Origin of the sequence: Pseudanabaena sp. Chao 1811, from assembly GCF_027942295.1 — a bacterium.
GTDB lineage: Bacteria > Cyanobacteriota > Cyanobacteriia > Pseudanabaenales > Pseudanabaenaceae > Pseudanabaena.
This window is the reverse complement of record NZ_CP101416.1, coordinates 3,474,399-3,501,008: the sequence shown is the minus strand read 5'-3', so window position 1 is coordinate 3,501,008 and position 26,610 is coordinate 3,474,399. Positions and strand designations below refer to the sequence as shown.

At 40.9% G+C, this 26,610-nt stretch carries 24 protein-coding genes and 9 tRNA genes; 11 read left to right on the top strand and 22 right to left on the bottom strand.

Going from position 1 to position 26,610, the window contains the following annotated elements:
* Positions 1-2 precede the first annotated feature (2 nt).
* Positions 3-1,772 (top strand): ShlB/FhaC/HecB family hemolysin secretion/activation protein, encoded by a 1,770-nt coding sequence (locus NMG48_RS16055; RefSeq protein WP_271252470.1) that lies wholly within the window; start codon positions 3-5, stop codon positions 1,770-1,772.
* Between the two features lie 42 nt (positions 1,773-1,814).
* Here the strand turns inward: NMG48_RS16055 and NMG48_RS16050 are convergent, their stop codons facing one another.
* The 4 genes from NMG48_RS16050 to NMG48_RS16035 form a co-directional block, all read right to left on the bottom strand.
* Complete coding sequence (locus tag NMG48_RS16050; RefSeq protein ID WP_271252469.1) at positions 1,815-2,447, bottom strand: hypothetical protein; 633 nt, start codon at positions 2,445-2,447, stop codon at positions 1,815-1,817.
* Between the two features lie 105 nt (positions 2,448-2,552).
* Complete coding sequence (locus NMG48_RS16045; RefSeq protein WP_271252468.1) at positions 2,553-3,206, bottom strand: ParA family protein; 654 nt, start codon at positions 3,204-3,206, stop codon at positions 2,553-2,555.
* A 53-nt stretch (positions 3,207-3,259) separates the two neighbouring features.
* A complete protein-coding gene (gene lspA, locus NMG48_RS16040) occupies positions 3,260-3,748 on the bottom strand; it encodes a signal peptidase II (protein WP_271252467.1) in 489 nt (162 codons plus the stop codon).
* A gap of 73 nt (positions 3,749-3,821) precedes the next feature.
* On the bottom strand, positions 3,822-3,995 hold the full coding sequence (locus tag NMG48_RS16035; protein ID WP_169364873.1) for a hypothetical protein: 174 nt from the start codon (positions 3,993-3,995) through the stop codon (positions 3,822-3,824).
* Between the two features lie 272 nt (positions 3,996-4,267).
* On the opposite strand from NMG48_RS16035, the gene rpaB reads away from it, so the two are divergent.
* The gene (rpaB, locus tag NMG48_RS16030) at positions 4,268-5,005 is read left to right on the top strand and encodes a response regulator transcription factor RpaB (RefSeq protein WP_126387218.1); all 738 of its coding nucleotides are present in this window, start codon (positions 4,268-4,270) and stop codon (positions 5,003-5,005) included.
* 131 nt (positions 5,006-5,136) lie between these two features.
* On the opposite strand, the gene NMG48_RS16025 is transcribed toward rpaB, so the two are convergent.
* The gene (locus NMG48_RS16025) at positions 5,137-6,789 is read right to left on the bottom strand and encodes a solute symporter family protein (RefSeq protein WP_271252466.1); all 1,653 of its coding nucleotides are present in this window, start codon (positions 6,787-6,789) and stop codon (positions 5,137-5,139) included.
* Positions 6,786-7,169 (bottom strand): DUF485 domain-containing protein, encoded by a 384-nt coding sequence (locus NMG48_RS16020; protein ID WP_271252465.1) that lies wholly within the window; start codon positions 7,167-7,169, stop codon positions 6,786-6,788. The genes NMG48_RS16025 and NMG48_RS16020 overlap by 4 nt, the downstream gene beginning before the upstream one ends.
* 953 nt (positions 7,170-8,122) lie before the next feature.
* Here NMG48_RS16020 and NMG48_RS16015 point away from each other — a divergent pair.
* From NMG48_RS16015 to NMG48_RS16005, 3 genes are all read left to right on the top strand, one after another.
* Positions 8,123-8,247: transfer RNA gene (locus NMG48_RS16015), tRNA-OTHER, on the top strand.
* 347 nt (positions 8,248-8,594) lie between these two features.
* A tRNA-OTHER gene (locus NMG48_RS16010) sits at positions 8,595-8,717 on the top strand.
* Positions 8,718-8,857: 140 nt separating this feature from the next.
* On the top strand, positions 8,858-10,462 hold the full coding sequence (locus NMG48_RS16005) for a TROVE domain-containing protein (RefSeq protein WP_271252464.1): 1,605 nt from the start codon (positions 8,858-8,860) through the stop codon (positions 10,460-10,462).
* 151 nt (positions 10,463-10,613) lie between these two features.
* On the opposite strand, the gene NMG48_RS16000 is transcribed toward NMG48_RS16005, so the two are convergent.
* Positions 10,614-11,990: an NAD(P)/FAD-dependent oxidoreductase gene (locus NMG48_RS16000; protein ID WP_271252463.1), complete on the bottom strand. Its 1,377-nt coding sequence runs from the start codon at positions 11,988-11,990 to the stop codon at positions 10,614-10,616.
* 419 nt (positions 11,991-12,409) lie between these two features.
* On the opposite strand from NMG48_RS16000, the gene NMG48_RS15995 reads away from it, so the two are divergent.
* Together NMG48_RS15995 and NMG48_RS15990 are read left to right on the top strand one after the other, a co-directional pair.
* A complete protein-coding gene (locus NMG48_RS15995) occupies positions 12,410-15,523 on the top strand; it encodes an ATP-binding protein (RefSeq protein ID WP_271252462.1) in 3,114 nt (1,037 codons plus the stop codon).
* Positions 15,520-16,899: a response regulator gene (locus NMG48_RS15990; RefSeq protein WP_271252461.1), complete on the top strand. Its 1,380-nt coding sequence runs from the start codon at positions 15,520-15,522 to the stop codon at positions 16,897-16,899. Before NMG48_RS15995 ends, NMG48_RS15990 begins: the two co-directional genes overlap by 4 nt.
* 174 nt (positions 16,900-17,073) lie before the next feature.
* On the opposite strand, the gene NMG48_RS15985 is transcribed toward NMG48_RS15990, so the two are convergent.
* A complete protein-coding gene (locus NMG48_RS15985; protein ID WP_271252460.1) occupies positions 17,074-17,625 on the bottom strand; it encodes an REP-associated tyrosine transposase in 552 nt (183 codons plus the stop codon).
* 251 nt (positions 17,626-17,876) lie between these two features.
* Between NMG48_RS15985 and mazE the strand changes: the two genes are divergently transcribed.
* From mazE to NMG48_RS15970, 3 genes are all read left to right on the top strand, one after another.
* Positions 17,877-18,101, top strand: coding sequence for a type II toxin-antitoxin system MazE family antitoxin (mazE, locus tag NMG48_RS15980; protein ID WP_271252459.1), 225 nt, complete (start codon positions 17,877-17,879; stop codon positions 18,099-18,101).
* Positions 18,094-18,462 carry a type II toxin-antitoxin system PemK/MazF family toxin gene (locus NMG48_RS15975; RefSeq protein WP_271252458.1) on the top strand — a complete coding sequence of 123 codons (369 nt, stop codon included), beginning with the start codon at positions 18,094-18,096 and terminating at the stop codon, positions 18,460-18,462. Before mazE ends, NMG48_RS15975 begins: the two co-directional genes overlap by 8 nt.
* Before the next feature lie 183 nt (positions 18,463-18,645).
* Positions 18,646-20,211, top strand: coding sequence for a cytochrome P450 (locus NMG48_RS15970; RefSeq protein ID WP_271252457.1), 1,566 nt, complete (start codon positions 18,646-18,648; stop codon positions 20,209-20,211).
* Here NMG48_RS15970 and NMG48_RS15965 read toward each other — a convergent pair.
* The 12 genes from NMG48_RS15965 to NMG48_RS15910 form a co-directional block, all read right to left on the bottom strand.
* Positions 20,208-21,428, bottom strand: a complete 1,221-nt coding sequence (locus NMG48_RS15965) for a DUF4336 domain-containing protein (protein WP_271252456.1) — start codon at positions 21,426-21,428, stop codon at positions 20,208-20,210. The genes NMG48_RS15970 and NMG48_RS15965 overlap by 4 nt on opposite strands.
* Positions 21,429-21,619: 191 nt before the next feature.
* Positions 21,620-21,691 (bottom strand) — tRNA-Arg (locus NMG48_RS15960).
* A 95-nt stretch (positions 21,692-21,786) separates the two neighbouring features.
* Positions 21,787-22,257 carry a hypothetical protein gene (locus tag NMG48_RS15955; RefSeq protein ID WP_271252455.1) on the bottom strand — a complete coding sequence of 157 codons (471 nt, stop codon included), beginning with the start codon at positions 22,255-22,257 and terminating at the stop codon, positions 21,787-21,789.
* A gap of 151 nt (positions 22,258-22,408) precedes the next feature.
* A tRNA-Thr gene (locus NMG48_RS15950) sits at positions 22,409-22,481 on the bottom strand.
* Positions 22,482-22,532: 51 nt separating this feature from the next.
* Positions 22,533-22,609 (bottom strand) — tRNA-Met (locus NMG48_RS15945).
* Between the two features lie 71 nt (positions 22,610-22,680).
* Positions 22,681-22,752: transfer RNA gene (locus NMG48_RS15940), tRNA-Pro, on the bottom strand.
* 41 nt (positions 22,753-22,793) lie between these two features.
* Positions 22,794-22,866: transfer RNA gene (locus NMG48_RS15935), tRNA-Leu, on the bottom strand.
* A 4-nt stretch (positions 22,867-22,870) separates the two neighbouring features.
* Positions 22,871-22,943, bottom strand: a tRNA-Asn gene (locus NMG48_RS15930).
* A 49-nt stretch (positions 22,944-22,992) separates the two neighbouring features.
* Positions 22,993-23,066, bottom strand: a tRNA-Phe gene (locus NMG48_RS15925).
* A 200-nt stretch (positions 23,067-23,266) separates the two neighbouring features.
* Positions 23,267-23,656: an alr0857 family protein gene (locus NMG48_RS15920; protein WP_271252454.1), complete on the bottom strand. Its 390-nt coding sequence runs from the start codon at positions 23,654-23,656 to the stop codon at positions 23,267-23,269.
* Between the two features lie 85 nt (positions 23,657-23,741).
* Positions 23,742-24,275, bottom strand: coding sequence for an HNH endonuclease (locus tag NMG48_RS15915; RefSeq protein WP_169361849.1), 534 nt, complete (start codon positions 24,273-24,275; stop codon positions 23,742-23,744).
* Between the two features lie 182 nt (positions 24,276-24,457).
* Positions 24,458-24,745 carry a hypothetical protein gene (locus NMG48_RS15910; protein ID WP_271252453.1) on the bottom strand — a complete coding sequence of 96 codons (288 nt, stop codon included), beginning with the start codon at positions 24,743-24,745 and terminating at the stop codon, positions 24,458-24,460.
* 91 nt (positions 24,746-24,836) lie between these two features.
* On the opposite strand from NMG48_RS15910, the gene NMG48_RS15905 reads away from it, so the two are divergent.
* A complete protein-coding gene (locus tag NMG48_RS15905; protein ID WP_271252452.1) occupies positions 24,837-25,172 on the top strand; it encodes a hypothetical protein in 336 nt (111 codons plus the stop codon).
* Between the two features lie 34 nt (positions 25,173-25,206).
* Here the strand turns inward: NMG48_RS15905 and NMG48_RS15900 are convergent, their stop codons facing one another.
* A complete protein-coding gene (locus NMG48_RS15900) occupies positions 25,207-25,677 on the bottom strand; it encodes an HD domain-containing protein (protein WP_271252451.1) in 471 nt (156 codons plus the stop codon).
* Positions 25,664-26,566 carry a response regulator gene (locus NMG48_RS15895; protein WP_271252450.1) on the bottom strand — a complete coding sequence of 301 codons (903 nt, stop codon included), beginning with the start codon at positions 26,564-26,566 and terminating at the stop codon, positions 25,664-25,666. Before NMG48_RS15895 ends, NMG48_RS15900 begins: the two co-directional genes overlap by 14 nt.
* Positions 26,567-26,610 lie beyond the last annotated feature (44 nt).

The window sequence follows — 26,610 nt, the reverse complement described above, 5'->3', positions numbered from 1 at the left end:
TAATGAAAACCATGACATTGTGTAATAGTCTACAAATTGTCTTGCTCCGTCTAACTGCTGTGCAAGTTGGCTGTCTGTGCATTAGTTTTGGCGATTTATCTCCTGCGATCGCTCAAAATAAAGCACCATTACCCATACCCCAAGATCAAATCCTGATCAAGCCACAAATTATTTCACCATCACAGTCACCATCTCTACCCCAAACACCAACGCAACTTCCATCTCCTAATGAATTACTAAAGCCCTCTAGTCCATCTAATCAGGCTCCTCCAGAAAACTCAAATATAGCCGAAAAAATCGTAGTTCAACGTTTTGAGGTTGTTGGGAGTACAGTTTTTAGTAAGGAAGATTTCAATCAGGTTCTAGAACCCTATACCAAGCGTCCAATTACTTTTGCGGAACTCCTCCAAGCACGTTCTGCAATTTCCGATTTTTATATTAATAAAGGTTACATCACCTCAGGGGCTTTTATTCCTCCTCAGAACCTCAATGAAGGTGTGGTCAAAATCCAAGTTGTTGAAGGTGGTCTTCAAGAAATCAGAGTGTCAGGGAACGAGAGACTTAGCCCAGACTATATCCGATCGCGTTTAAATATTGCGACAGGAAAACCACTTAATCGAGATCGCTTAGTTGAAGCATTACAGGTATTGCAGCTTAACCCTCTGATTGCTAGTTTATCGGCGGAGTTAGCCGCAGGCGATCGCCCCGGACAAAATATCTTAGATATCAAATTTACGGAAGCAAAATCATCAAACCTCCAATTAAATCTAGATAATAACCGTGCGCCCAGTGTGGGAACCTTTCGCCGCAGATTGCAATTTAGCGAAAATAACCTAACAGGACTTGGTGATAGCATCACAGTGGGATATAGCAATACGGATGGTTCTAATGCTTACGATCTCAGCTATAACATCCCAATTAATCCCTATAATGGCGCAATTACTCTATCCTTTAGCAATAGTAATAGTAACGTTATTGAACAGCCCTTTAATAGCCTTGATATCTATTCCAATTCCACTGCCTATGATTTGACCTATCGTCAACCAATCGTGCAAACCCCTAGTCAAGAATTTAGCATTGGTCTAACCACATCCTATCGCGAAAGCTTAGCCAGTATTTTAAAAATTCCTTTTCCACTTTCCGCAGGTGCAGATAACAATGGCGTAACGAAACTAACAGCTTTGCGTTTCTTTCAGGAATATACGCAGCGTAGTGGACAATCAGTTTTTGCAATGCGATCGCAGTTCAGTTTAGGTATTGGCGTGTTAGGTGCAACTATCAATGAGCAAGCTCCTGATAGCAGGTTCCTGTCATGGCGTGGACAAGCTCAGTATGTCAGTTTACTTGCTCCAGAAACCCTATTACTTTTACGTGGTGATCTACAATTAGCTGATCGTGCATTGCTACCTTTAGAACAAATTGGCTTTGGTGGGCAAGATAGTTTACGGGGTTATCGCCAAGATTTTCTATTTGGAGATAATGGTACCAATCTCTCTGTAGAGTTCAGAGTGCCTGTATTGCGTGTACCCGAAATCGAAGGCTTACTACAACTGACTCCATTTATCGATGCGGGGCTTGTTTGGGCTAGTTCAGGTGAAGCAAATCCTAATCCTAATGCTCTAATTGGTTCTGGATTAGGTTTGCGCTGGACAATGGGCAATCGCTTAACAGGTAGATTAGATTATGGGTTTCCCATTGTATCTGTGCAAAATAGTCGTAAGACTCTCCAAGAGAGCGGCTTATATTTCTCTCTAATTTATAATCTTTTCTAGATAACATGCGGTGCAAAACACCCCATGTTATCTAATTGAGTTTTAGTCCATCCATCCAATATTACGATTATTGATCCGTTGCAATTGCTCATTAGAACCAGTAGGACGGGCATAAGGATTGCGATCTCGATGGGGGTAGGGCTGCTCGACGGGTTGCTTACGAGGAGTTGCTCTATTTTGATTTTGGGGATTTTGGGAAACTAATTGCGAAGAGGTAGGCTCTTCAACAACGGGGGCTTTGGCGGCTTCCATCGTCTTGACTTGTTCTGAAAGTTGAATATTTGCCTCAGCAAGGCGTAAGTTATCGCGCTTAACTTCCACAAGTTGTTGATCTAGTTCATTCTTTAGCTGCTCGATCGCTGCCAATGACTTCTGCAAAAGTTCTACATTAGTTTGGCTAAATTTCAAATCTTTTTGCAAATCAGCAATTGTTTGAGAAAGTTCCGTTTCACGTTTTTGAGACTGCGCTAGGGCTGACTCTAGAGAGATGATTTTTGCCTGTGAGCCATGATCGCTATTCTGTGATTTTCCTGCACTTAGGGTGTTGCGACTAGGTGGCTGACTGACTGTATCAGTTACATCTTCAGCTTGGACTTCAATGATATTGGGATCGGCTACCTTTTGAGCTTCATCACGCAATAAATCTGAAATTCCGACCTTTTTTTTAGTTGACATATTTTTGAGAATGATTTGATTTTGAATTTATTTGATTTTGAACTTAGCTGTTTAGCAGTGATATTTAGATGTAGTTATTGAGAACTAGTAATGCTTATTTTTCTATTACTTCAGAATATCTCGCCGTAGCTCATCAACTACCCGTCGATAGTCTGCCTCCGCTTCTCGCGCATTTTTTCCTTTCCATTCAGTTACTAACTTCCCTTCGAGGGCTGCCCGTTCATGGGCTTTGTAAGCTCTTACAAAGGCATGGAACACAGGTACTCCGACCTCCAGTAGGGTATTTTGCGCTTCGAGGGCTTCATTGAGACAACGTGGATCAACACGGGTGAGTAAAACTCGATGGGGGACTTGGGCAGGTCGCACAGTACTTTTGACCGTTTCAACGAGAGCGGTGAGATCCATTGGTGCAGGAGGTGTCGGCAAAACTAAATAGTCAGCGATCGCCACAACCGTAGAAAGCGCATGGGAATGTAGTGCAGGTGGGGTATCTACCAATACTAGATCGTAACTGCTAAGTTTCGGTAGTTTTTTTAAATGGGTGGGATCGATTTCTTTAGCAATATCAAAACCCATATTTTTGTCGCTGCGCCCTACCCACCAAGACAAGCTCCCCTGTACATCGGCATCCACAACCAGCACTTTTGCCTCCTGCGCCAAAATTCCTGCTAAGGCGATCGCTGTTGTAGTTTTGCCTACACCCCCTTTACCATTGGTAACAACCACGATTTTGGGGGGATTGGTTGGGGAATTTGCCATAGTGGTTACTTTTTGAATAGTTTTTGAGTTAGGGAATAGCGCTATCCCCTTATTTAAAGTTTAGGGGCTTTGCGTGAAGGTTTTGTGGCAAATAAAACAGCGATAGCTAAACAGGCAAGTCCAACATTGATCGAAACATCAGCAATATTGAAAATCGCAAAGCGAATAATCCTGATATCGATAAAGTCCACTACATATCCCGCCACAAAGCGATCAATCCCATTACCTGCGGCTCCTGCCAAAATGAAACCATAGCCCGCTTGTTCCCATCGATTTAAATTTTTCGCAAATATGCCAAAGGCAACCAAACCCAAGCTCACTAGCATTGACACCCATTTCAGCCAGTCAATTTGACCACTAAACAGGCTAAATGCTGCCCCTGTATTGGTAGCATAGGTCAGATGAAATACACCATCAATTACGGGGAATGAGCGAGCACCCTTAAGGTAATGCACAACTAAATATTTAGAGGCTTGATCGAGAACTAATCCCAAAATTGCCGCAATCCAGTAGAAAGAGTTCTCGATTTTGCCAGATGCCATAGATAAGTAATAGGAAGTAACTAAACAAGTTTCGTAGATTCAGCTTCTTCGCAAAACGAAGAAGCCTTGGGCGTTAGCCAATGTCAATGAGACCGAGCCATGCCAATAAACCTTTACCAGTGACAAACTCGATCACTACGGCAAGAATGAAACCAACCATGGCAGCACGACCATTTAAGCGCTCTGCATAGGTGTTAAATCCCATTTTAGGATCGGTTGCCTGTGGTACTTGAGTTGGTTCAGTCATGATCGCAAAAATCCTTATTTCACATAAAACTTTATATAATTCTAACCCATAGAGTCGAGACGACGTTTCCCAACCTTCCTAGATTTTGGCGGCTTTTTTGATGTTATTTTCGCGATCGCTATCTAAAAAATTCAGATTAAGTTTATTCTGAAACTTTAAGTTTTGTTTTCGGATTGTAACGACCGATTTCTTGTAAACTTAGCTAAATAAATATGTAAAATCATAAAATTTTACTGAATTGCAGCTAGCAACATAGTGGAGTGTAAACTGGCTTGGAAAACCATAAGGAAAAAATTCTAGTTGTAGACGACGAAGCAAGTATTCGTCGGATTCTGGAGACTCGTCTGTCAATGATCGGTTACGAGGTCGTTACTGCCGCAGATGGCGAAGAGGCGATCGAAGTTTTTCATAAAGAAAACCCTGATTTAGTGGTTCTTGATGTAATGATGCCAAAGCTCGACGGCTACGGGGTATGTCAAGAGCTCCGCAAAGAATCTGATATTCCGATCATTATGTTGACAGCACTGGGCGATGTTGCTGACCGTATCACAGGGCTCGAATTAGGTGCAGATGATTACGTCGTTAAGCCATTTTCTCCTAAGGAGCTAGAAGCTCGGATTCGTTCAGTATTGCGCCGCTTTGATCGCAATGGCACATCAGGTATCCCCAGTTCTGGTGTGATTCATATTAATACGATCAGAATTGATACTAATAAGCGTCAAGTCTATAAGTCCGATGAGCGGATTCGCTTAACGGGTATGGAATTTAGTTTATTGGAGCTTTTAGTCGGGCGATCGGGTGAAGCTTTCTCAAGAGCAGAAATCTTGCAAGAGGTTTGGGGATATACGCCTGAGCGTCATGTGGATACTCGCGTTGTCGATGTTCACATTTCCCGTCTGAGAGCAAAACTCGAAGAAGATCCTAGTAACCCTGAACTCATCCTGACGGCAAGAGGTACAGGGTATCTATTCCAACGTATCATTGATGGTTCGGAAGCAAAACAAGCATAAAAAAATGACCTCCATCGAGAGGTCATTTTTTTGACAACCCTAATTTGTATTTTGATCTTGTTGAGAAAATATAGCTGCCATTCTCTTCGACGGCAGCTATAGCAATGCAAGAGATAACTAAGCAAAATAGATTAAGGCGGCGCTTCGCGCCGCCTTAATCTATCAGGTACCACCTCTTGCCGACCCATACCTGTATGAATCCGATGTTCGACTTCCGCAAACTTAGCATCTGCCGCAGGATCACTACCTAATAAAGAAACGATAATTCCTACTGCAAAGGATAAAGGAATAGTCACAATTCCGGGGTTCTTGAGTGGGAAGAATGCTGTAGTTTGCTTGAGAATATCGATTTGGATTGTGGGTGATAAATAGATGAGTACCAGTGCTGATACTGTACCTACCACAATACTTGCCACTGCACCATTGGTAGTAAATTTGCGCCAGATCATTGACAGCAATAGCGATGGGAAGTTGGCACTAGCCGCGATCGCAAAGGCAAGCCCCACCATATAAGCAACGTTCTGACCTTTAAAGATAATTCCTAAGATAATCGCGACAACACCTAGAGCCATAGTCGCAATTCTGGCAACTTTTAACTGTTCATTTTCATCGGAATTACCATCACGAACAACATTCACCCATAGATCATGGGAGAGAGTCGCCGCCCCAGAAAGGGTCAACCCTGCTACAACTGCCAAAATCGTTGCAAAGGAAACCGCCGCAATGAATCCTAAAAAAGCATTGCCTCCCAAAGCTTCGGCTAACAATGGAGCCGCCATATTCCCACCTTTATCAATCTGTGTGATGAGGTCTTGCCCCACTAATACCATTGCGCCAAAGCCAAGAATGAAAGTGAGTAGATAGAAGAAACCAATGAATACCGTCGCATACATTACAGAACTACGCGCTGCTTTCGCATCGGGAACAGTGTAAAAGCGCATCAGAATATGAGGTAAACCCGCTGTACCAAGCATCAGGGCTAGTCCCAAGGAAATAGCATCTAAAGGATCGGAAATTTGTTTTCCAGGGGCAAGTACACCTGCACCATATTTAGTAGAAGCAGCCGCGAACAGTTCGAGGGGATTAAATCCAAATTTGGATAAAACTAAAAGTGATAGTAAAATCGTACCGCCTAAAAGTAGTACTGCTTTGATGATTTGCACCCATGTAGTCGCAATCATGCCACCAAAAATTACATAGGCAAGCATGACACACCCAACCAGTAGTACGGCAAGTTCATAGTCAATTCCAAACAGAAGTTTGACAAGATTGCCTGCTCCCACCATTTGAGCAATGAGATAGAAGGAGACAACTGCTAATGTACCGATCGCAGAAGCAATGCGTACAGGTGTTTGCCGAAATCGAAAGGCGACTACATCCGCAAAGGTGTATTTCCCTAAATTACGCAGTGGCTCAGCGATTAAGAACATCACCAATGGCCAGCCGACGAGAAACCCGATGGAATAAATTAATCCATCAAAACCCTTGAGGGCAACTAGTCCTGCTATACCGAGAAAACTAGCCGCACTCATGAAGTCACCCGCAAGGGCAAGACCATTTTGGAAGCCACTAATACTTTGACCTGCGGTATAGAAGTGGGATGTGTTTTTAGTTTTGCCTGCTGCCCAGTAGGTAATACCAAGGGAAAAAATCACAAACACTACAAAAAAGGCGATCGCGAGGGGATTGAATTGTCCCAAATTGGTATTCAATAAAGCCGATTGCACATTCTCCAATGCTAATAAAATTGCAGGTGGATTAACTTGCTCAATGTTTACATTCATGCGTCACCTTCTCTTTCATGCTCGTTTCCATTAATTCCTGTGTCTTCCGTAAATGTTTGTTCATTGGGAAGATATCCATCCCCATTGCCATTCGCACTGTTGCGTAGCGATGCTTGTAACTCTGCCACATGGAGATCGTAGGTTGTATTTGCCCAATGGACATAAATGTAAGTCAGTACCCAAACCGCCACAATTGTTAATGCTCCTAACAAAATCCCTAGGGAGAGTCCAGAAGTTACCAGTGTCGCTAGTAGTGGTTTGTTATAAGCAATTAGAAGGATAAAACCGAAGTAAATTACCATCATGATCGCTGTTAGCCAAATAGAAATTCGCCAGCGATCGGCGGCAACATCATCTAATGTTTTTGCCCGATTTTTCATAGGTTTTCTTTGAAAAAAATTTCATAAAAAGTAGGTTTTATATATAAAGATTTCACATAAGTCGAAACTAATGTGAAGGTCTAAAAATGTGAAGATCTAAAGTCATTCTAAATAAGAATTAGCAAGTTTAAATCTGTTTTAGACAAGTCTAAACTTAGTTATATCAATTTTTAGAAAATAGTTATCAAGGTAATTTTGAATAACCTTTGTGTTATTCGCTTATCTAACTACAATGTCGTTGCAATATTTGCTAACCTTAACAATTTTTACAAATATGTATCTTTTTTATTAAATCTATTGCCGCTTATACCTAACAATAAGCTTTATTTTTCTACTAAGTAAAAAAAGACACTTATACCTAACAATAAGCTTTATTTTTTTCGCAAATGCAACAATAGAGAAGAGAAAATACCTTTATGGTTGCTGTCGAAATCGGTCGCCCAATCCAATAAGAGGAGTGGGCAAAACCACCAACAGATTTGTCTCGTAACTGTGAACATTGTTAGCCTCCTTTATGATTAGTTGCCTATACCTATTGTGGAACTCAACTTGCTTTGGAGATTATGCACAAATGCTTATCTACTTCCTGCTTGCTTTTAGTTTATCGAACTCACGTTAAAAAGAAATGTGATGGCGAAAAAAATATTTTGCGATCGCTATTGCATTCTTGTAGTACATGTAGTATAAATGTAGTGCAACGTAGTTCAAGCGCGTAGAACGCCTAGTCTAATTGCCATTACAGGTACTACTCCAGTATTTGTGAAGCAATTAGAAAAGGAGATGCAGCCTCGCGAACTGCTGAATTCCTTTATGCAATGACTTGCCTATTTGGGCTGAAGCATTCAGGGTTATTGCCCCAGATAGGTGCTGCTTGTTCGCAAGTGGCATCTATCCCCAAACCAAAACTCTCATTTTGAATTTTGCCTATGGCAAAATTCAAATTCGATAAACATTGACGGATAGCTCAGTGGGTAGAGCATTGAAAACATCCTTTTTCGTCACTTACCTGCAAAGGTCGCAGATTTAGGGTTATCGCCTGAAACGCCAAGTGTCGAGGGTTCGAGTCCCTCTCCGTCAATTGGGAGTTTGATTTTGAGTAATGTTTTGGAGAGATAGTTATGCAATCGCAATCGAAACATCTCTTTGCCCAAGATAAAAATGTGTGGTGCGAAGCACAACACATTAATTCAAGGGACGAATTGGCTAGGGTTATCGCTTTGGTTGCATCACCTCCATGAGGTGATTGGGTTCAATTCCCATCCCTTCCTAAACTAGATGTTTTGCCTGTGGGTTGCCATCTTTCCTTAACAAAGCACAAAATCAAAATTCTAAATCGGTAGTCCTAAAGAATTAATGGAGTGTTGCGCGTAGTGTGGCACTTCATTACTCAAAATCTCTACTTCTTTAGCTCTACCCCAAATCTTGGGGTGGATAGTTCAACTGGTAGAACGCACTTTTGCCCGCAAGGGACGCAGACTTTAAGGTTATCGCTTTTAACGATTCCCCCCTTTATGTCGCGAGATGTGGGTTCGAGTCCCATTCCACCCCCTTCTAAAAGCTAATGGCTTTTAGGTTTTCAAAAATTTTAATTGCACTGCAAGTGCAATTAAAATTTTTGAAAATATCCTTCTCTTTGGTCGAGGCGAAGGAAGTTCTCTTTAACTTTCCCTTACGGGACGGAGAATGTCATGTCTTATAAATTTTTATTCCAGAAACCCAAAGGTACACCGCAAACTCAAGCGATCGCAGGTCGTGAAGCTGAAATGATCCAAGGGCGATCGGGTGGCTTTGCCTTTGATGCGGGTATCCGGCGCATGTTGCGTCGTTGCTTGCTGATTGGCACGGCTCAAAGCACCTACTACGCTGGTAAGCACGAACTGTCCGCCGATTTCATTGATACGGTGCAGAAATGTGTCGCCGAAAATCCCGATCGCATGGCAAGCGAAATTCTCTATGCTAGCGATGGTCGGGCGGTAAATAACAGCGCTCCCATTCTGGCTCTAGTCTTGCTATCGATGGGCGACAGCCAAGCGGCGAAGCGGAACTTCATGGAAATCTTTCCGCAAGTTGTCCGCACGGGTAGCCACTTCTATGAATGGATGAACTACACCAAGTCCATGCGTGGCTTCGGTAAAGTCATTCGTGAAAGTGGTAAGGCATGGCTCTCCAATCCCGACACCAAGGTGTTAGCCTATCAATTGCTGAAATACCAACAACGGCAAGGATTCTCGCACCGTGATGCGTTGCGTTTGTTTCACGTCAAGCCTGAAACCGACGATCAACAAGCGCTCTATCAATGGGTGGTCAAGGGTTGGGATGAACTTCCTTCGCGAATTCCATCGGATGCGCTGGCGCAAATCTGGTGGTATGAATGGCTAAAGCGTCACCCTGACAAGACCCATGAAGCGATCGCGAAGGGTAAGCTCACCCATGAAATGGCAGCTCCCATCGGACAGATGGATGTGCGTGCATGGCAGTTGCTCTTTAACGAAATGCCCATCGGTGCATTGTTGCGGAACCTTGGCTCCTTGACCGAACTTGGTATCTTGACTGCGAAAAACAAGGATAACTTGAAGCATGTCGCCAATGTCTTGAACAATCGCGATCGCCTCAAGAAGGGACGCATTCACCCCATTGATGTTTTGAAAGCTCTCAAGACCTATCAGTCTGGTGGTGCGCTCGGACGTAGCCAAAAGACTTGGCAACTAATTCCTCGCATTGTCGATATTCTGGAAACTGCTCTAGAAATGTCCTTCGATGCGATCGCGCCTACGGGTGCGACTTTCCTCCATGCGATCGATGTGTCGGGTTCGATGTCTTACTACACTGTAAGTTCCATTGGCTTGACCTGCTGCGAAATTGCGGCAACGATGGCTTTGGCAACGGTGAAGGCGGAAACCAACTACGCGATCCGTGGATTTGCGACCGACTTCCGCGATTTGGGAATCACTAAAAAGGATTCCTTCACATCGGCAATGCAAAAAGCATCGAACCAAAACTTCGGTGGTACAGATGCATCGGTAGCATACGATTGGGCGATCAAGAATAAGTTCTATGCGGATGTATTCTGCTTCTGGACTGATTCCGAATCTTGGGCAGGTCGTCGTCATCCTAGTGAAGCCTTGGCAGAATATCGTCGCAAGGTGAACGCTAATGCGAAGGCGATCTATGTGACCTTGGCTCCCTACAAGCTTTCGCTAGTCGATCCCAAAGATCCTAATTCTTGGGATATGGGAGGTTTCGATCCCGCAATGCCCCGTGCGATCCAAATGGTAGCAATGGGTGAAGTATAAAAAAGGAGTCGCTTTGCGACTCCTTTTTTATAGGTAGCTGGAGTTTGGTAAAGCCCTCACCCCTAGCCCCTCTCCCGCAGGAGAGGGGAAAAAGAAAAATTTTCTCCCCTTCTCCTGCGGGAGAAGGGGTTGGGGGATGAGGGCAGATTTATTAAGCAACCTCGGCTGGTTCCCTTGTTTCTAATGAAAGCCCACCTGCACGGATTCCTTCCATTTCCTCTAATACCTGTAAGTATCGACCTGTGATAATTCTCGCACCACGGCGATGGGTGAAATAGTTCCATCCCCATTGAATCATCACGATTAGCTTATTATCAAATTCAATCAGATAGTAAACATGGACAAATGTCCAAATAAACCATGCTAGCCAACCCTTCAGACGCAAGAACTTGAAGTCCACAACCGCTTCATGGCGACCAATGACAGCCAGACTTCCAAAATCCCAATACCTAAATTTTGCAGGTTCCTTTTCTTGTACCTTCGCTTCGATATGATGTGCGACATATTCTCCCTGCTGCATCGCCACAGGCGCAACCCCCGGAAGTGGGCGATCGCCTTGGTGTGGGTAGTTCGCTAAGTCACCAATCACATAAACATTAGGAAAATTGGCGATCGACATATCAGGCTGAACAACCACACGACCAACGCGATCTAGTTCTGCATTAAGGCGATCTCCTAATACTTTGCCCATCGGTGAAGCCTTGACACCTGCCGCCCAGAGAATTGTTTGCGCTTGAATTTGCTCAACTTGCTCACCACATTTGAAGGTGACGACATGATCTTCAATATTCGTCACCATCGCACTGGTTTTGACTTCCACACCTAACTTCAGGAGGGATTGTTTCGCAGCCTCAGAGAGATCCGCATGGTATGGAGGCAATACGCGATCGGTTCCTTCAATCAAAATGATTCGCGCTTTTTTAGTATCTATATTCGTAAATTCATCACTGAGGGTACGATGGGCAAGTTCCGCTAAGGTTCCTGCAAGTTCTACACCTGTAGGTCCTCCACCGATGACCACGAAGTTCATCAATGCTTCTTTAAACTGAGGATCATGAGTCTTTTCGGCAGCTTCAAAAGCACTCAGGATGCGGCGACGCATATTAATCGCATCTTCAATGGTTTTTAAGCCGGGGGCTTGCTCTGACCATTGATCGTTACCAAAGTAATGGTGACTAACTCCTGTTGCCACGATCAGCGAGTCATAGCTTATGTCTAAGTGATTTTTTAATTTAACTACCTGCTCTTGGGGATCAATATCTAGCACTTCGCCCATGACGACGCTGGTATTTTTGTTTTCGGCGAGGACTGCCCGCAATGGTGAGGCGATATCGGCGGGGGAGAGGCTGCCTGTGGCGACTTGGTAAAGTAGGGGCTGGAAGAGGTGAAAGTTACGTTTGTCGATGAGGGTGACTTTGAGGGGAACCTTTGATTTGCCTAGTTTTTGGGCGGCATATAATCCCCCAAAGCCACCGCCAATAATAACAACATGATGGGGTGCGCTTTCATTGTGAGTACTTAGAGACATGGCAAGTTTTTAAGTTGGGTATGATGTTTTTGCTGATGGCATCTTTTAAAATTTATTATATATGTAAATAAAAATATCTTTTTGTATCTTTTTGTTTTGAGTGGGAGTGAGTAGGCAATTAGGTTAGTAGTCAGCTAAATCTGGATTGTTGTATTGAGTGCTTTCATTGTTGGGATTAAAGTAGTCGTCAAATCGATGTTTCAGAACTCTTCCCACATAAGCTAATCAGTCAGATGATCTAGTCATACTTTGTTACATAGACATTTTACCAAATCTATGAGTCAGACGATAACAAGATAAAGTACTGATTTAGCTAAGTTATTGTATTTAACAACACTGCTAAAATATTTGTATTTATAATAACCTTGATTAACTTAAATTTTACAGAAAACAAATGTTTGATTCAAGGAGAATGAAATATGTCAAGCAATTTCAAACGACGTAACAATACTAGTAAATTTACAAAAGAAGACCAAACCAATAAATTTATCTGTTTTGATGATCTAAAAGAAGAGTTGCAAAATGCTGGTTATCCAATCAGTCATATCAAAGATATTCAACGTTTGTTGAAGTCAAAAAAAAGTGGCAAAGAAATCTTTGATCCTTCTTGGGAAACAGTAATATCAACAAAAGATGCTAAGAATATTTTTTACACTATTGTAGGTAAAGAGCTAAATCTAAGTAAAATAAAATATTTTCCTAGCTATTTTAGAGATATCCCCCTAAATCGAGTATCTAACGAAGAATACTTTGACGATAAACTGATTGATGATCTAGAAGATTCAGATCTTTTAGGATTAATTAAAAATGTACAAGATTGGTATCTAAGGATACTAGAAGAAGAATTTATTGAGGATTCTATAAAGTCACCTTTATTAGGAATTGCTTGTTCTGGCGGGTTTCTACGTGGAGAAAGTAAACTTGAAGATTCTCCTTTAATAATTTCAATGCAATCAGGTATAAATATTTTTGTTGGTGATCGAGGTTCGGGGAAATCAACTGTTCTTGATATGTTGTCTTTGCTATTAGATTCTTCTCGAAAAAGTGGTCAGGAAGATGACATTACAGAGTGGATTAATCCAAATAGAAGAATTTTTGATAGTTATGGAAATGGAAGAATTACAAGGATATTGAAAGACTATGGCGTTACAAAATATGTGTGTTATTTTTACTGCAATGGTTATTTATATGCTTTTTATGCTAATACACAGACTAAGAAATGGTGCCTTTTATATTTACACAATGGCAGTTGGTTAATCAGCCATAATAGTCCAATAGAAGTGTTCCCAGAATTACTAATCTTAAGGCAAGGAGATATTTTTCGTATTACCGAAAGCAGAAATAGATTGATTTACAATCAATTGTTTGAAGGACTAAATCATTCTCTTCGAGATGATAGATATAGTCTGCTTACAGCTTTTGATAGTTTAGTCAGACAATACAAGCTAATAGAAAAAAACACTCAAGATAATCAGAACATAGCAAATAATTCTCAATATGATCTAGATCTAAAAAATGAAGTAAACAAAAAAGAGGTAGAAAAAGGCTGGGTATTATTTAGGTTAGACAATCAATTAATTGATGATTTTCTTAGGGATCAAAGGAGAGATTTAGAACGGATTAAAATTGCCTATAAAGGAAGTAACAACCCTAAAATTATATGGAATAGCATTGAATCTTACTTTGAAAAATACGAGCAAATAAAATGGCTACTTCCAGAAAAATCTTGTCTAAAGTTATTTAAATCTGGGGAAGCTGGTTTGTGGTGTTTATATATAGGAATAATTGCTGGATTTCTCAAGGAAGAAATTAATCAACTCAAAAACAGTAAATATAATGCAAAAGAATCTGAGCCAAGTCTTTCACAGGATTTCAGTAAAATATTTTTCATTTTAGAGGAAAGACTTTCAATACTTTCTGAAATTCAGACAAGTTTGGAATATCTTTATGAGTGGAATAATGATTTGAAAGGCTTCTGTAATCAAGCAGCATCTTTTTTCTACAGTCAATCCGAATTAATTAGGAATCAAAAAAATTATAGCCAAAAGATAGAGAGATGTTTATCTTTTTTAGAAGAACAAAAAATTCGATTTTGTACTACTTCAATTGACAATCAAAGTTTAGGAGATTCATTAAAACAGAATGAAGAGCGTTATCAATTACTACTTAGTTCCAATCTTCAAGATTTGAATGTGGTTTCTCCAAATCAAGATTTAAGAAGCTGCATTGAATTTATTCAATCTTATAATTCCTCAATCTCAGATTTAAGAAATATATTTAATAAATTTAATACTATAGATGATTATGAATTAAAGCTACTTAGAAGCGACTTTATTGATTTTCCAATAGACGTTGAACTTAAACAAGGCAACACTTATAGATCTTTTGACAAGCTTTCTTATGGTCAGAAGAGTGGTATTATACTAACAATTGTATTAACAATGACTAATGTTGACATAGTTTTGATTGATCAACCAGAGGACAATCTTGATAGCTATGCAACAGCAAAAATTTTGACTCCTACTCTCCTAAAGGTTTGCAAACAGAAAGTTTTGGGTTTGGCAACTCATAATTCTGGCTTAGTTATGGGTTTAGGAGTTGCTAAACCTAACCTTATAGTCATGGAAAGTCCTAGTGACTATGGTGGTAAGCGTCATTCTGGAAAGTTAAATGATCCAGAAATAGTAAATTACATGTTTGAAATTTTAGAAGGTGGTTTACCTGCTTGGGAAGAAAAATTAAGATTTTTTAAGAGTTTTACTGAGGATTTAGTTCTTATCGAAGATGCAAATCTTTCAAGCACAATCGCTAGTCTCCGTAACATCATTCAACCAAGAATGAACCACAATGAACGATTAAAAAGTTTGCGTCATGATTTGAGTAGTAAATTTCCGACTTTAGAAGAAAAACAAGCTTCGGTGGAAGAACTAAATTCTATAATAGATGCTCTTGAAAAGCATGACCAAGAGATTATAGCGACTATCAATAATATAAAAAATTTGACTATGGGTTCTTACCCTGAAAACATTGAGTTATATTCTCTTATTAGAAATATGATGGATAATCGTCCTAAGATTTCAAATATTGAGTACAAATTAGATCCAAATCTCAAGGACATTAAAATTTATGCTAATCCCGAAGATATTCAGATAGTTTTCCGTAATCTTTTTGATAACTCTGTGAAAGCTATTAGAGAAGCTAGAGAAGAAAGGCAAAAAGTTGGCATTAATAATTACCTAGGCGTAATAATGATTAATCTGATCAAAGAACATTCTGATTCTCTAATAATTGAACTTGAAGATAACGGTATTGGTATCCATCCGGATATTATTGATATCCTCTATAAAGAACGTTGCTCTATTAGATCTGGTAAATTGATAGAAGATCATGGACATGGAGGTATTACAATCAAAAGCTATCTTAGAGCGAATGGAGGGAAAATCACTACATGTCGTGAGAAAAATCGTTACCGTGGTATAAACAGTGGAACAGTTCAAGTTTTAACTTTTAAAAAGCGAGGAATAAATTTATGAGTTTGGCAGTCACTATTCTGATAGTTGAAGACGAAGAGAGAATTATATCTACTATTAAAACTAAATTGGATAGACTCGCGCAAGATAACAAACATAGCTTAAAAGTTTTAACTGCTACTAATATAGGTTTTGCACTAGAGCTTTTGAGCGATACCCATATTGATGCTATCCTACTAGACTTTGAACTAAAGAACGACCCTGAATATGGCGATACGAGGTATGGTGATGAACTCATTGATCGCCTACCTAAACATCTTGACAATCTCTTTATTGCCTTAATATCAGGGTTTGATGATGATAAATTTACTAACTTAGCTACAAAAGTACGCGAGTTAGGGTATTACTTTGACTCTCAGTCTAAGCCAGTAACCGCTTTTAAAATAGAAGAAACTTATAAGAATATTATCGACTTTATCAGAAATAGACCTTTACCTTACACATTAACCCAGAGCATAAGAGCTTTTAATGTTTCCCCTGATTATGAAAAGCTATTCAAAATCAAAGATTTTATTGAGGCTGTTGTTAAGTATCTTACTATAATCCTCATTGCAGATATTGCATACAATAACGTAGGAACTTTCTCAAAAAAAATAAATCTTGGAGGGGCTTCTAATTTTGGTTTTGGAGGTTGGTTAAAAAACCTGAAAACTATGATTAGTCACAATTCAACTGGGAAAGCTTATTTTGTTCCTGAAATCAAAAAAATATTTGATGAGCCGTTGTTGATGACTGATTCAAACTTAGTAATGCCACTGCCGTTTCTTGGTTTTTTGCATGGATTTATAGATCCAAACAGCAGCAAAGTAGAATTGGAAGATTTTCTAAAAGAATTTAATATTATTCGTAATGACCTTATAGGTCACGCAACAAATAGTCCAGAGCCAGCAATACGCGAAAAAATTGCTAAAGAAATAGAGCCGTTATTTCTTCAATTTAAAGATCGGTTGAACTTTCTCTCTCGTTATCCTTTATTTGTTGTAGAAAAAACACAACATGATGAAGAACAGATGGACTTACTGCGAATGTATAGCCAAGAAGAGCGTGTAGATCCATGGTATGTTTATGAAGTTGGTAGTCTGATGGGATCTGCTGTACCTTCAAATATCAAAAAGCTTTCTTCTCAACAAAGACTTATCGATGGTAAGGTTTACTTGAGCAATTGGACAGGAGACTTTCTTTCTTTGTATCCGTTTATCAGTTTTCGGGTTCCTGACTCGTCTCTTTCTAGTCGTGAAATATTTGTGTTGGATACAGTTACAAAAAATGACAAAGGTGACAAGGAACTAGTTTATAAGTCATATTCAAATTATCAAATTACTAGTTCTGAAGACTTTAACACTTTAAAAAGAATTTATGAGACATTCTCCATTACCTAAGATGTTTAATTTGGTCATATGCAGAATCTGGCTTCATCAGTGCGTTCTATGATAGCTTAGGGTTCGTTACATTTCATGAACGCACCCTTTTAATATCAATTAGATGAACCTTTTACAACCTTTGCCATAACAAATGTTTGTGCGTTACGCTACGATAACACACCATACCGAGGGCTATTCACCCCAAATATCTTGAGGCTTTTCTGGAACTTCTGTGCCCCCCCAATCGGGTGGATATTGCCCCTGTGCGATAAAACGATGAAAGCTGGAAAACTGACAATCTTCAGCTTTTGAACATAATCCATGTCGTACTGGATTGTAATGAATATAATCGCAATGGAGAGCATAATCTCGCTCATCTCGAATTAAATGCTCCCAAAAACGACGCTGCCATAGATTCTTTTCTTGTCGTTTTTGTCGCGACAGAGAAACTTCTACATTAATACCTAATTTATCCCCATAGTGCTTAGTGACATAAGTTTTGATTAATCGTAATCTCACTGAAAAATCTTTATCTCCTTCTAGCAAAGTCCACAAACAATGGAAATGATCAGGCAATAGAACAAAAGCATTTATTTCAAATGGATATTTCTCCCGAACTTTAGCGATCGCCTCTCGCAATCCTATACGTCCCAAATCACTACACAGCCAAGGAGTCCTCTGATAGGTAACTTGGGTAATAAAATAAGTTCCTCCTGTAATTGTTGGTCTTCGATAATTTGACATCACCTTTAGTGCGATCGAGTAGGGGGCGTTAATGCAATGTAACGCACATTTCTGATGATTTTGATTGGTGCGTTACGCTTCGCTAACACTCGCTACGAGGTTGGTTATTAGTTTCAAATTTCTTGAGTGCGATCGCCAATTTTGTAGTGCGATCGCTGCTTTGCTAGGTTATGTTCATACGTTGACAATTACTATAGGATTGAGTAGTATGATAATATAATCCTACTAAACTGTCGTAGGCAAATTAAGCAATGAGTAAAAAAGTCAGCATCACCTTGGATGACGAAGTTCTCAGCTTTGTTGATCGGTTAGCAAGTAATCGTAGTAGTTTTATCAACGATATCCTCTTAAAAGAGAAGGAGAGAATTTTCATAAAAGAACTGGAAGATGCTTATAAAGAACAAGCAAATGATCCAATATTTCAAGAAGAGATTTCTGTTTGGGACATTACAGTGGAAGATGGTTTAAATGCCTAATGGAACCTTAACCTATAAGCGAGGAGAAATATGGTGGGTTGATCTGAACCCAACTATCGGCAGTGAGACTGACAAAGAACGTCCTTGCTTAATTTTGCAAAATGACATTGGCAATCAAAATGGATTAACCATCATAGTCGCGCCATTACTGCCTAACAAAAAAACTTATCCATTTGTTGTAAATGTTGTACCGACTCCGAAGAATGGACTAAGTGGCGATCGCCATATTAATTTAAGCCAAATGAGGTCTGTAGATGCTCGAAGAATCAAGAATAAACAGGGCGTGTTAGAAGACATTTATTGGAAGGAAATTGAGAAAGCTGTATCTATTGAGCTTGGTTTCAATAACTTCTCATCTTAACTGCTAGACGGACATGCGATCGCGGTAAAACTTTATAAACAGGCGATCACCAATTCTGTAGGACATAATTCAAACATATTGAACTTGGTTTCAATTTTTAGATTTTGTCTTTTGCTTTAAAAATAAGGCGATCACTTTGCAAGATATAATTTAATCACCTAACTTAAAGATTAAGGTGAATTCATGCCCACATTATTGAGTCCTGCAATGATTTCTTTATCTACAGTATTCCCTTATCTATTCCCTACGACAATCATCATTATTGCAGGAATACTGAGCTGGAAATATTGGGCAAAAAGAAAACGTTATCAATCTCTTAAAGCATTACCTTCTCCTTTAGGACACTGGTTATTAGGCAATATTCCTCAAGTATTGGCAGCAGTAAAGAAAAAACAATTTTTTCAACTACTGTTTGATTGGAGTAAGCAATATGGTTCTATCTATGTTTATTGGGCGGGCGCTCCTGTTGTCATTTTAAGTAAGCCTTCAGTCATTGAAAGCACAGTTATTAACGGCATGAGAGACTGTAGTTTAATTCGGTCTCAAACTGCAACTCGTGCTTGGAATGATATTAGTGGCGAGATTTTACTCGGACAAAGTGGAGCAGAATGGCAATGGCGACGCAAGGCTTGGAATCCAGAATTTAGTCCAGTGGGAATTTCGGCATATATCGGTGTTGTGGAGCAAGCCTGTTCGCAAATCACCAACAAAATTAAAGCCGATGTCTCTTCAGATGCAATTCCTGTCGATCGCTTGTTTGTGGAATTGACAATGCGGGTAATTGCTAGCTTATTGTTAGGCATTCCTGTAGATAGCCGAGTTGTTAGTCCTGAAGGAGCGCCCCTTGATGTTCCCAAAGTCTACGAAGCAATGTCAGTGCTAGGCTATCGATTTCTACGTGTTGCCACCAGTGAAAAGACTTGGATGAAATATTTGCCTACCCAATCGTCCCGTGATTATTGGGCAGCACGACGATATATTGAACAATTTCTCACTCCTCGTGTAGACCTTGCTCTACAACTCAGAGATCAACAGGTTAAAGATTCCAGTTCAATTTCTACTCTATTCCAAGAGTCAATGTTGGTCAAAATTGCCTCTAAGGAACCTCGTTACACAAGGGAGACACTGATTGCTGAGGTAATTGAGTTAATGATTGCTGGGACTGATACCACAGCGCATACTCTATCCTTTGCTGTTGGTGAATTAGCCGCTCATCCAGAGGTTTTCCAGAAGGCACAGGCGATCGCTGATCAGGCATGGCAAAAGCATGGAGCAATCTCTATCGAAAGTCTAAAAGAACTTAACTATATCCGCGCCATTGTTAAAGAAACCCTTCGCCTTTATGCCGTTGCATCTGGTTCTACCTCGTTGCAAGCGGTGAAAACAACCACCATTGAGGGAAATACTATTCCTGTAGGTACGAAAATATTTTGGTCGATGCTGGCTGCTGGCAGGGATGCTGAGACCTATGCCCAACCCGATAAATTTCTACCAGAGCGTTGGCTAGAAGAAGGTCATGGGAGTTTTTCACTACCGATGATTGATTTTGGATCAGGTTCTCATCGCTGTCTCGGTGAACATTTAGCAATGTTAGAAGCAACGATTATGTTGGCGCAACTGTTACGAAATTTTGACTGGGAGTTAGTCAATGGTCGTGCATCCCTAGAAAATTTACAACAGAACCTACTGATTTATCCTTCAGATGGTATGCCACTACGATTTCGATTGAGGGAATCTATAAACATTTAGATTTTTTCCTTTGCTGCTGTAGTAATGCGATTGCTTTGCAAAATATTATTGATTTGATTGAGAACGGCAAAATCTTCTTCAGGTAGGTTTGGACTATATGATAGTTGCGGATTCTTTTCTAAAAAGCTAAAGGCTCGGCGAAAATCAGTAGGTGTTGCTGCGATCGCATTATCAAAGTGGCAAGGAACAATCCGCACAAAATTCCAGCTAGCAACCTTATCCGCCCATGCAATTACAGTTTGCGGATCGCGATTGAGAATGAGAGTTTGCAAAATTGGCGCGACGAAAATGCGTCCATTGCCGCGTAGAGCCTCAAAGGATTGATACCAGTTATATTTCCAGCGAAACGGGAATAGCCCGAAAAAGGCTTTGCGCGATCGCTCTGGGGCTTTGGTAATATCCAATAAAGCTTGAAAAAAGGAAACGGTTTCCAAAACTTGAGGACGGAAATAGAAAAGAAATAGAGCCGTTCTTTGCCAACCGCGAATCCGATTCACTTCTGTATCAACAATTGGTTCATCCGCGCCATCCCTAGCGTGGAATAGTAATGGATAGGGATCAATTTGTAATATTTCTGGTGGCTTTTCGGGAACAGAAACAATTGTATCCGTAACTAAAAGAGTTTGAGATCGCTTGTCCAATAGTGCTACTTCTGCAAATTTTCCTAAGCCCAGTTCGATCGAACCTAGAACCGCATAGTCAAACTGATCGGCAAAGGGAACCTTTGAGCTATCTTCAGGCAACAGCGATGTGCGTCCCCAAGGTAAACCTAGCCAACTAAGCGGCAAATTGAATGGGAAACTCCATTGGTGAGGCGAGACATACACGTGAGCCTTGGGAAATTGCCGTGCAAAAGGTCCCACAAACACCTTATGCTCAATTCCTGACACAGTGGGCAAAATGATGTATTTGATCTCGCCATGCTCGGCAACCAGTTCATTTACGAGGCGAATACATTCGGGAGTCGGAGCAACGGGCGCATATACCAGCAGTCCTCCAGCCGACAACTTCACTACCGTCATTCTGATCGGTACAACTACATAAAAAATCCCCTGAATCTGCTCGAAAGTCCAGATCGCATCCTTGACAATTTCTTTGCGAAGAGTGCGTCTTTGACCATAGGGATAAAGCGGCACAACCTGCCAAAATTTCCACGACCAGTCCTTTGGGCTACTTGGCTCATGCTCAGACTTGTGATGTGTTGCTTGGGCAGTCATTAACCTCGCTCTCAGTACGCATACTATTTACAGTGCAAATATCATAATGCGATCGCTATCACCAATCAAACTTTCATTAAATAATCTCATGTTTTGCGTGAGTTGTAAGTGCATCGGTTTAATAAAACCAAAGAAGCTGATTTGTCCGCGAAGCGGACAAATCAGCTTCTTTGGTTTTTTAGTTATCAAAACAGGAATGGTAGGACTCGAACCTACACAGATCGATTTAGAAGATCGATGCCCCTCCATTAGGCGACATTCCCAAAATATAGCGGTTTTCATTTTGCCTACAGCAAAATGAAAACCCATCCTCCTTTACAAACAAATAAACAGAGTGAGTGCAAAGCACTCACTCTGTTTATTTGGATCGCTTTGCTTCGCATAGCAGTCCTGTTTCAGGATGAACATAAAATTCGTCATGTCTTTTGCCAAAACAGCCATCGCCAAGGTAGCGAGGTTGATATGGCTTCCGACAGGGCTTACCATCGACAATTTCGACATAGCGTTCCACATACTGCCAGAGATGTGTAACCACATGCTGTCCAGTCACAGTTCTTTGGTCAAGGCGATCACATAGTTTGCTATACACCAAATCCCAAGATTGACCAACATGCGATCGCAAAAATCGCCGTAATGGAGCCAGATGATCGGAGAAATATTTGGTTTTCTGTCTCACTTTGATTAAGTAGGGACTGAGTAAACCATCTTCGCTAGCCACAAGGGTCAAACGCTCGAGTTTCTTTCGCACACCTTTTAATCTACGAGAGCTTTGTCTCATGCCACCACGCGGACGTTCGATCACAATTTCTTCTAGGCGATGTTCGCTCATAATCTCAAATATCTAATAACGGAATTTTGAAAGTTGATAATGAAGTAAAAAAATTTCAAGAAATCTGGTGAGTAAAAATGCAACATGATTGTTCTCCTTAAATTAGTTAAGTAATGGAAGTTGCCGTAGGAAACTTCCATTACGAGTTTTAAGCTGATGACAGGAATTGAACCTGTAACATTCTGTTTACAAGACAGATGCTCTGCCAGTTGAGCTACACCAGCAAAAGTATTTTGAGATTAAGCGTGCAAAGCACGCTTAATCTCAGTGATATTTGGTTGCAGAGGCAGGAGTTGAACCTGCCGATTTTGAGGTTATGAGTCTCAAGAGCCTCCCTTGCTCCATCCCTGCATAGCTTTTCCAGTTCAAGCAAAACTTGCAAAGCAAGTTTTGCTTGAACTGCTCTCAGCGCTCAGCGCTGTATCCAAGTGATAGGGATTGAACCTATGACCTTCTGCTCCCAAAGCAGCCGCGCTACCTCTGCGCCACACCTGGAAAAGATAATAAAAGCATTGGTATGCAATGCTTTTATTCAATACTCCTGAGAGGATTTGAACCTCCAACGCTTCGGTTCTAAGCCGAACGCCTCTTCCATTGGGCTACAGGAGCTAAACTGCCTTGGTAGGGATTGAACCTACGACTCCTCGCTTAACAGGCGATCGCTACTACCACTGAGCTACAAGGCAACTCTGATAGTTCAAAAAAATTTGCTAAGCAAATTTTTTGAACTAAAAACCCCTCAGGTCAGAATTGAACTGACGACCTCCTGTTCTTCAGACAGGCGCTACTACCAACTGAGCTACCAAGGGAAGGTTGAGCAAAGTTCAATTTATCTTTGAAAAAATCAAACTTGCTGCGGATTTATCTAATGTAAATATTCAATTTTCAAGGTGCAGAAGCTTTTGTAATTGCTTTGTAGTATATTTGTATTATATATACTACATGATTGTCAAGAGGTTTCTCAAAATGTTTTTAATTCTCTAGAAAGGAAGCGCTTAGCGCTTCCTTTCTAGAAGTTTGCGAATGTTAAAGCGGACTCGCTGAGTTTCCAGAGCTTGTGCAAATAGAACTCGACGCGATCGCCTAAAGCCGTAACGAGAGTTCCTTCTTCAGCAGAGAGATCGTTAGCGATCCAAGTACCACTAAAACAAACCTCAACATAGCGATCGTCAACCTTATCCACACTCAGCTTGGTCGCGATCTGATCGGACATAACAGACTTGAGTAATAACAAATCAACGACATCCGCAGTCAAGAGAAAAGCAGCGCGACTGGATTCGATATGGATCGATGAGCCAGAACGCAAACTGAGCAACATCCGATTGGTGACGAATTCCTCTAAGGAGATATCTAATTTCTCCAAATGCAATCCAGCTTCGGTATAAGTGAGTTTCAACATGGTGATTGATGCTCCAGAATCTATCAATCTAATTAGGGGGGCGATTTTCAAGCTGCCGTAGGTAACTTGAAAATCGCGAGGATCGCTATCCGCTGTTTATTTCTTGTTGCGATCGCCAGAATTGTTCCGCAAAAGCAACGGTGGGATGAACGGGTGCTTTCGGCTTAGTCCTCAAAGTCATATTTGCTTCCTGAGGAGTGCGATTGCCCTTACGTTGATTGCAGGATTCGCAAGCAATTACAACGTTTTCCCAAGTATTCAGACCACCCTTAGAGCGAGGAATGACGTGATCGATCGTCAGTTTTTTGGTACTGCCGCAATATTGGCAAGTGTGATTGTCACGGCGCAGGATTTCTCTACGGGCGACGGGTGGAACTCGCCAAAATCGTTCTGATTTCGTTAGCGTCAAACGGATATGTTCTGGCACTTGCAGGACGAGTCTGGGGGAAACAACTTGCCAAGTTTGTTGGCTCATTAGTTCCAAGGGTTCGGCGCGACCTGTAACTAACAGAGCGATCGCCCGTTTGATATTGATACGGCTCACAGGCAGATAGTTTTGCGAAAACACGACTACCGATTGCCTCAATACATCTGGTTCATACTGGTTAATAAGCTGCATTGGCTTCTCCTCACGATTTAGCTGATTTCTTTTTGCCATAGGCAAAAAGAAATCTCAAAACTTTTACTAGGATCGATTTTTGGGTTTTCCAATGAGTGCATACTCATTGGAAAACCCTTATAAAAAATGCCCCCGCTTTCTTAGGTGTGAAAGCGGGGGCGAAAGACTTAATTGTCTAATCGTTATGTGGGTACGGCGATCTGCCGATACCTCCCGCTTGGGTATGTCTCTGGATTAATTGCACTAATAAATCTGCTAACGGTCGTGAGAGCATCTCTCCGCAAGTCTTGTTTGGTTGAATGTTCGGGGGATTCTAAGTTCCCGCGATCGCCAAAAATATCGCCACAAATCCCGATCGCATCTCTGTCCGAAATGGTCATTGCAAAGCCAGATATTGCCAAGAAATTGGCTCGCTGCCAAACTTGGTGATATCCGATCTGATGCTGACCGATGGACAAATAGAATTTCATGGGAATGTACTTGGAATTTCTTAGATAGTCATACTACACTTGTAGTATAAACATAGATATCGAACTTTGTAAACTAACTAGGAGAAAAATTATGCAGACACTACACCAAATGCCTGCGACCACAGACATGGAAGTTACCAGCATTCGCCTAGAGCGGGAACTAAAGGAAAAGCTCAAAGAATTGGCGGGCGGGCAAGGCTATCAGGCTCTAATCCGTGGTGTTCTCTGGGATTACATTGAAAATAGGCAACCCTCACCAATACAAAAGCGGATTTCCCTAGAACAAATTCGCGCCAGTGTCACCGCAACGGCTCAGCGAGATGAATCTTGCGCTCTCACTGGTAAAGCAATCCGATCGCAAGAATCAATGTTTTTAGGTTTAACCACTAATGGCGATTGGGTTCCCCTAAGCGTGGGCAGTTTTTAAGTACTAAAAAAAGATGCGCTTCGCGCATCTTTTTTTAGTTAGTAGTTAATTCTTGAAGAACTTTTTGATATTTCTCTAAACGCTGAAAATCCTTTTCTGTCGGATTAGCAATTCGACTAATATCCATATTGTGAGTTACATCAGCAATCTTGACTTTACGGGCGATCGCATTAGACTTTACCCGCAAAATGTAATCTTCATACGCGTCACCATCTAGCTTAGTAATAGCAGCGATCGCTTTAACGATAAAGTCGGGAAATCCTTGCTGTACTAGGTCTGTAATCTTCAGATCAGAATCTTCGATCGCATCGTGCAAAACCGCCACAATCTTACTTTCGAGGGTGTCCATCTGCGCCATCACCGTTAAGGGATGCGAAATATAGGGCTTACCTGCTTTATCAAATTGACCATCATGGGCTTTAGTAGCGATCGCGATCGCTAAAGCAAGAAGTTTTTCATCTACAGGATGAATCGTAGTTTTTAAATTTGCTTCAAAGTTTGACATAGAAACGGATACAGGTAAGAGCGATCGCTACTTCATCAACACATTGCTGAATTGCAGCAATATTACTAGAGCTAATAGGATTTGAACACAACCATCCCATAGATAATATGCCCAAAATCTCTCCACGGAACTTAATCGCGATCGCGATCTTAGTTTTACATGACTGTTCAGTCTCAGCTTGATCAAGACAGACTTGTGATTCTCCCGATGCGAGTATCTCTTTGACTAAAGGGCTGCCCACCAAATCTCTGGAATAATCACCGCATATAGCCTGCATGTCGATCAAAGAGCCATGCTCCACTAATTGCAAAATCACTGCATCTGCACCAAAATTCTGAAGGAAAGCATTTGCTAAGGGCAACATGCAATCCGCTAGCTGTTCAGATTCTTGGGCAATTTTGACAATTGTTGATAACAGAGCATTCTGAGCCTGCGATCGGCTCAACTCCTCAGAACGTTGCTTCAGCAGATCGTAATTTTGGGTTGCCTCTACCACTACTGACTTCAGTTGGTCTGGCTCCCAAGGCTTAGTAATATATTTGTGAACTTGCCCCGAATTGATGGCATCAATGAGATCGGTAATGTCTGTATAACCAGTCAACACAATCCGCATCGTATCAGGGAAATCAGAAACAGTGAGCCGCAGAAACTCTGTACCCTTCATTTCAGGCATTCGTTGATCGGAAATAATCGCCGCCATTTCTCCCTCTTGGGCGAGAATTTCTAGCGCCTTAAAGCCGCTATCCGCACGAAAAACCACAAATTCTTTACGAAAAGTCCGATATAGCAAATCAAGATTATCTTGCTCATCATCCACTACCAAAATCTTTGGCTTTTGGTTGGGATTAGCCTTATTTAGCTTAGCAGCAGAAAATAAAGGTGTACTCATGAGCAAAATTTAATGAAACCTGAACACAAATCATCGTAATGCCA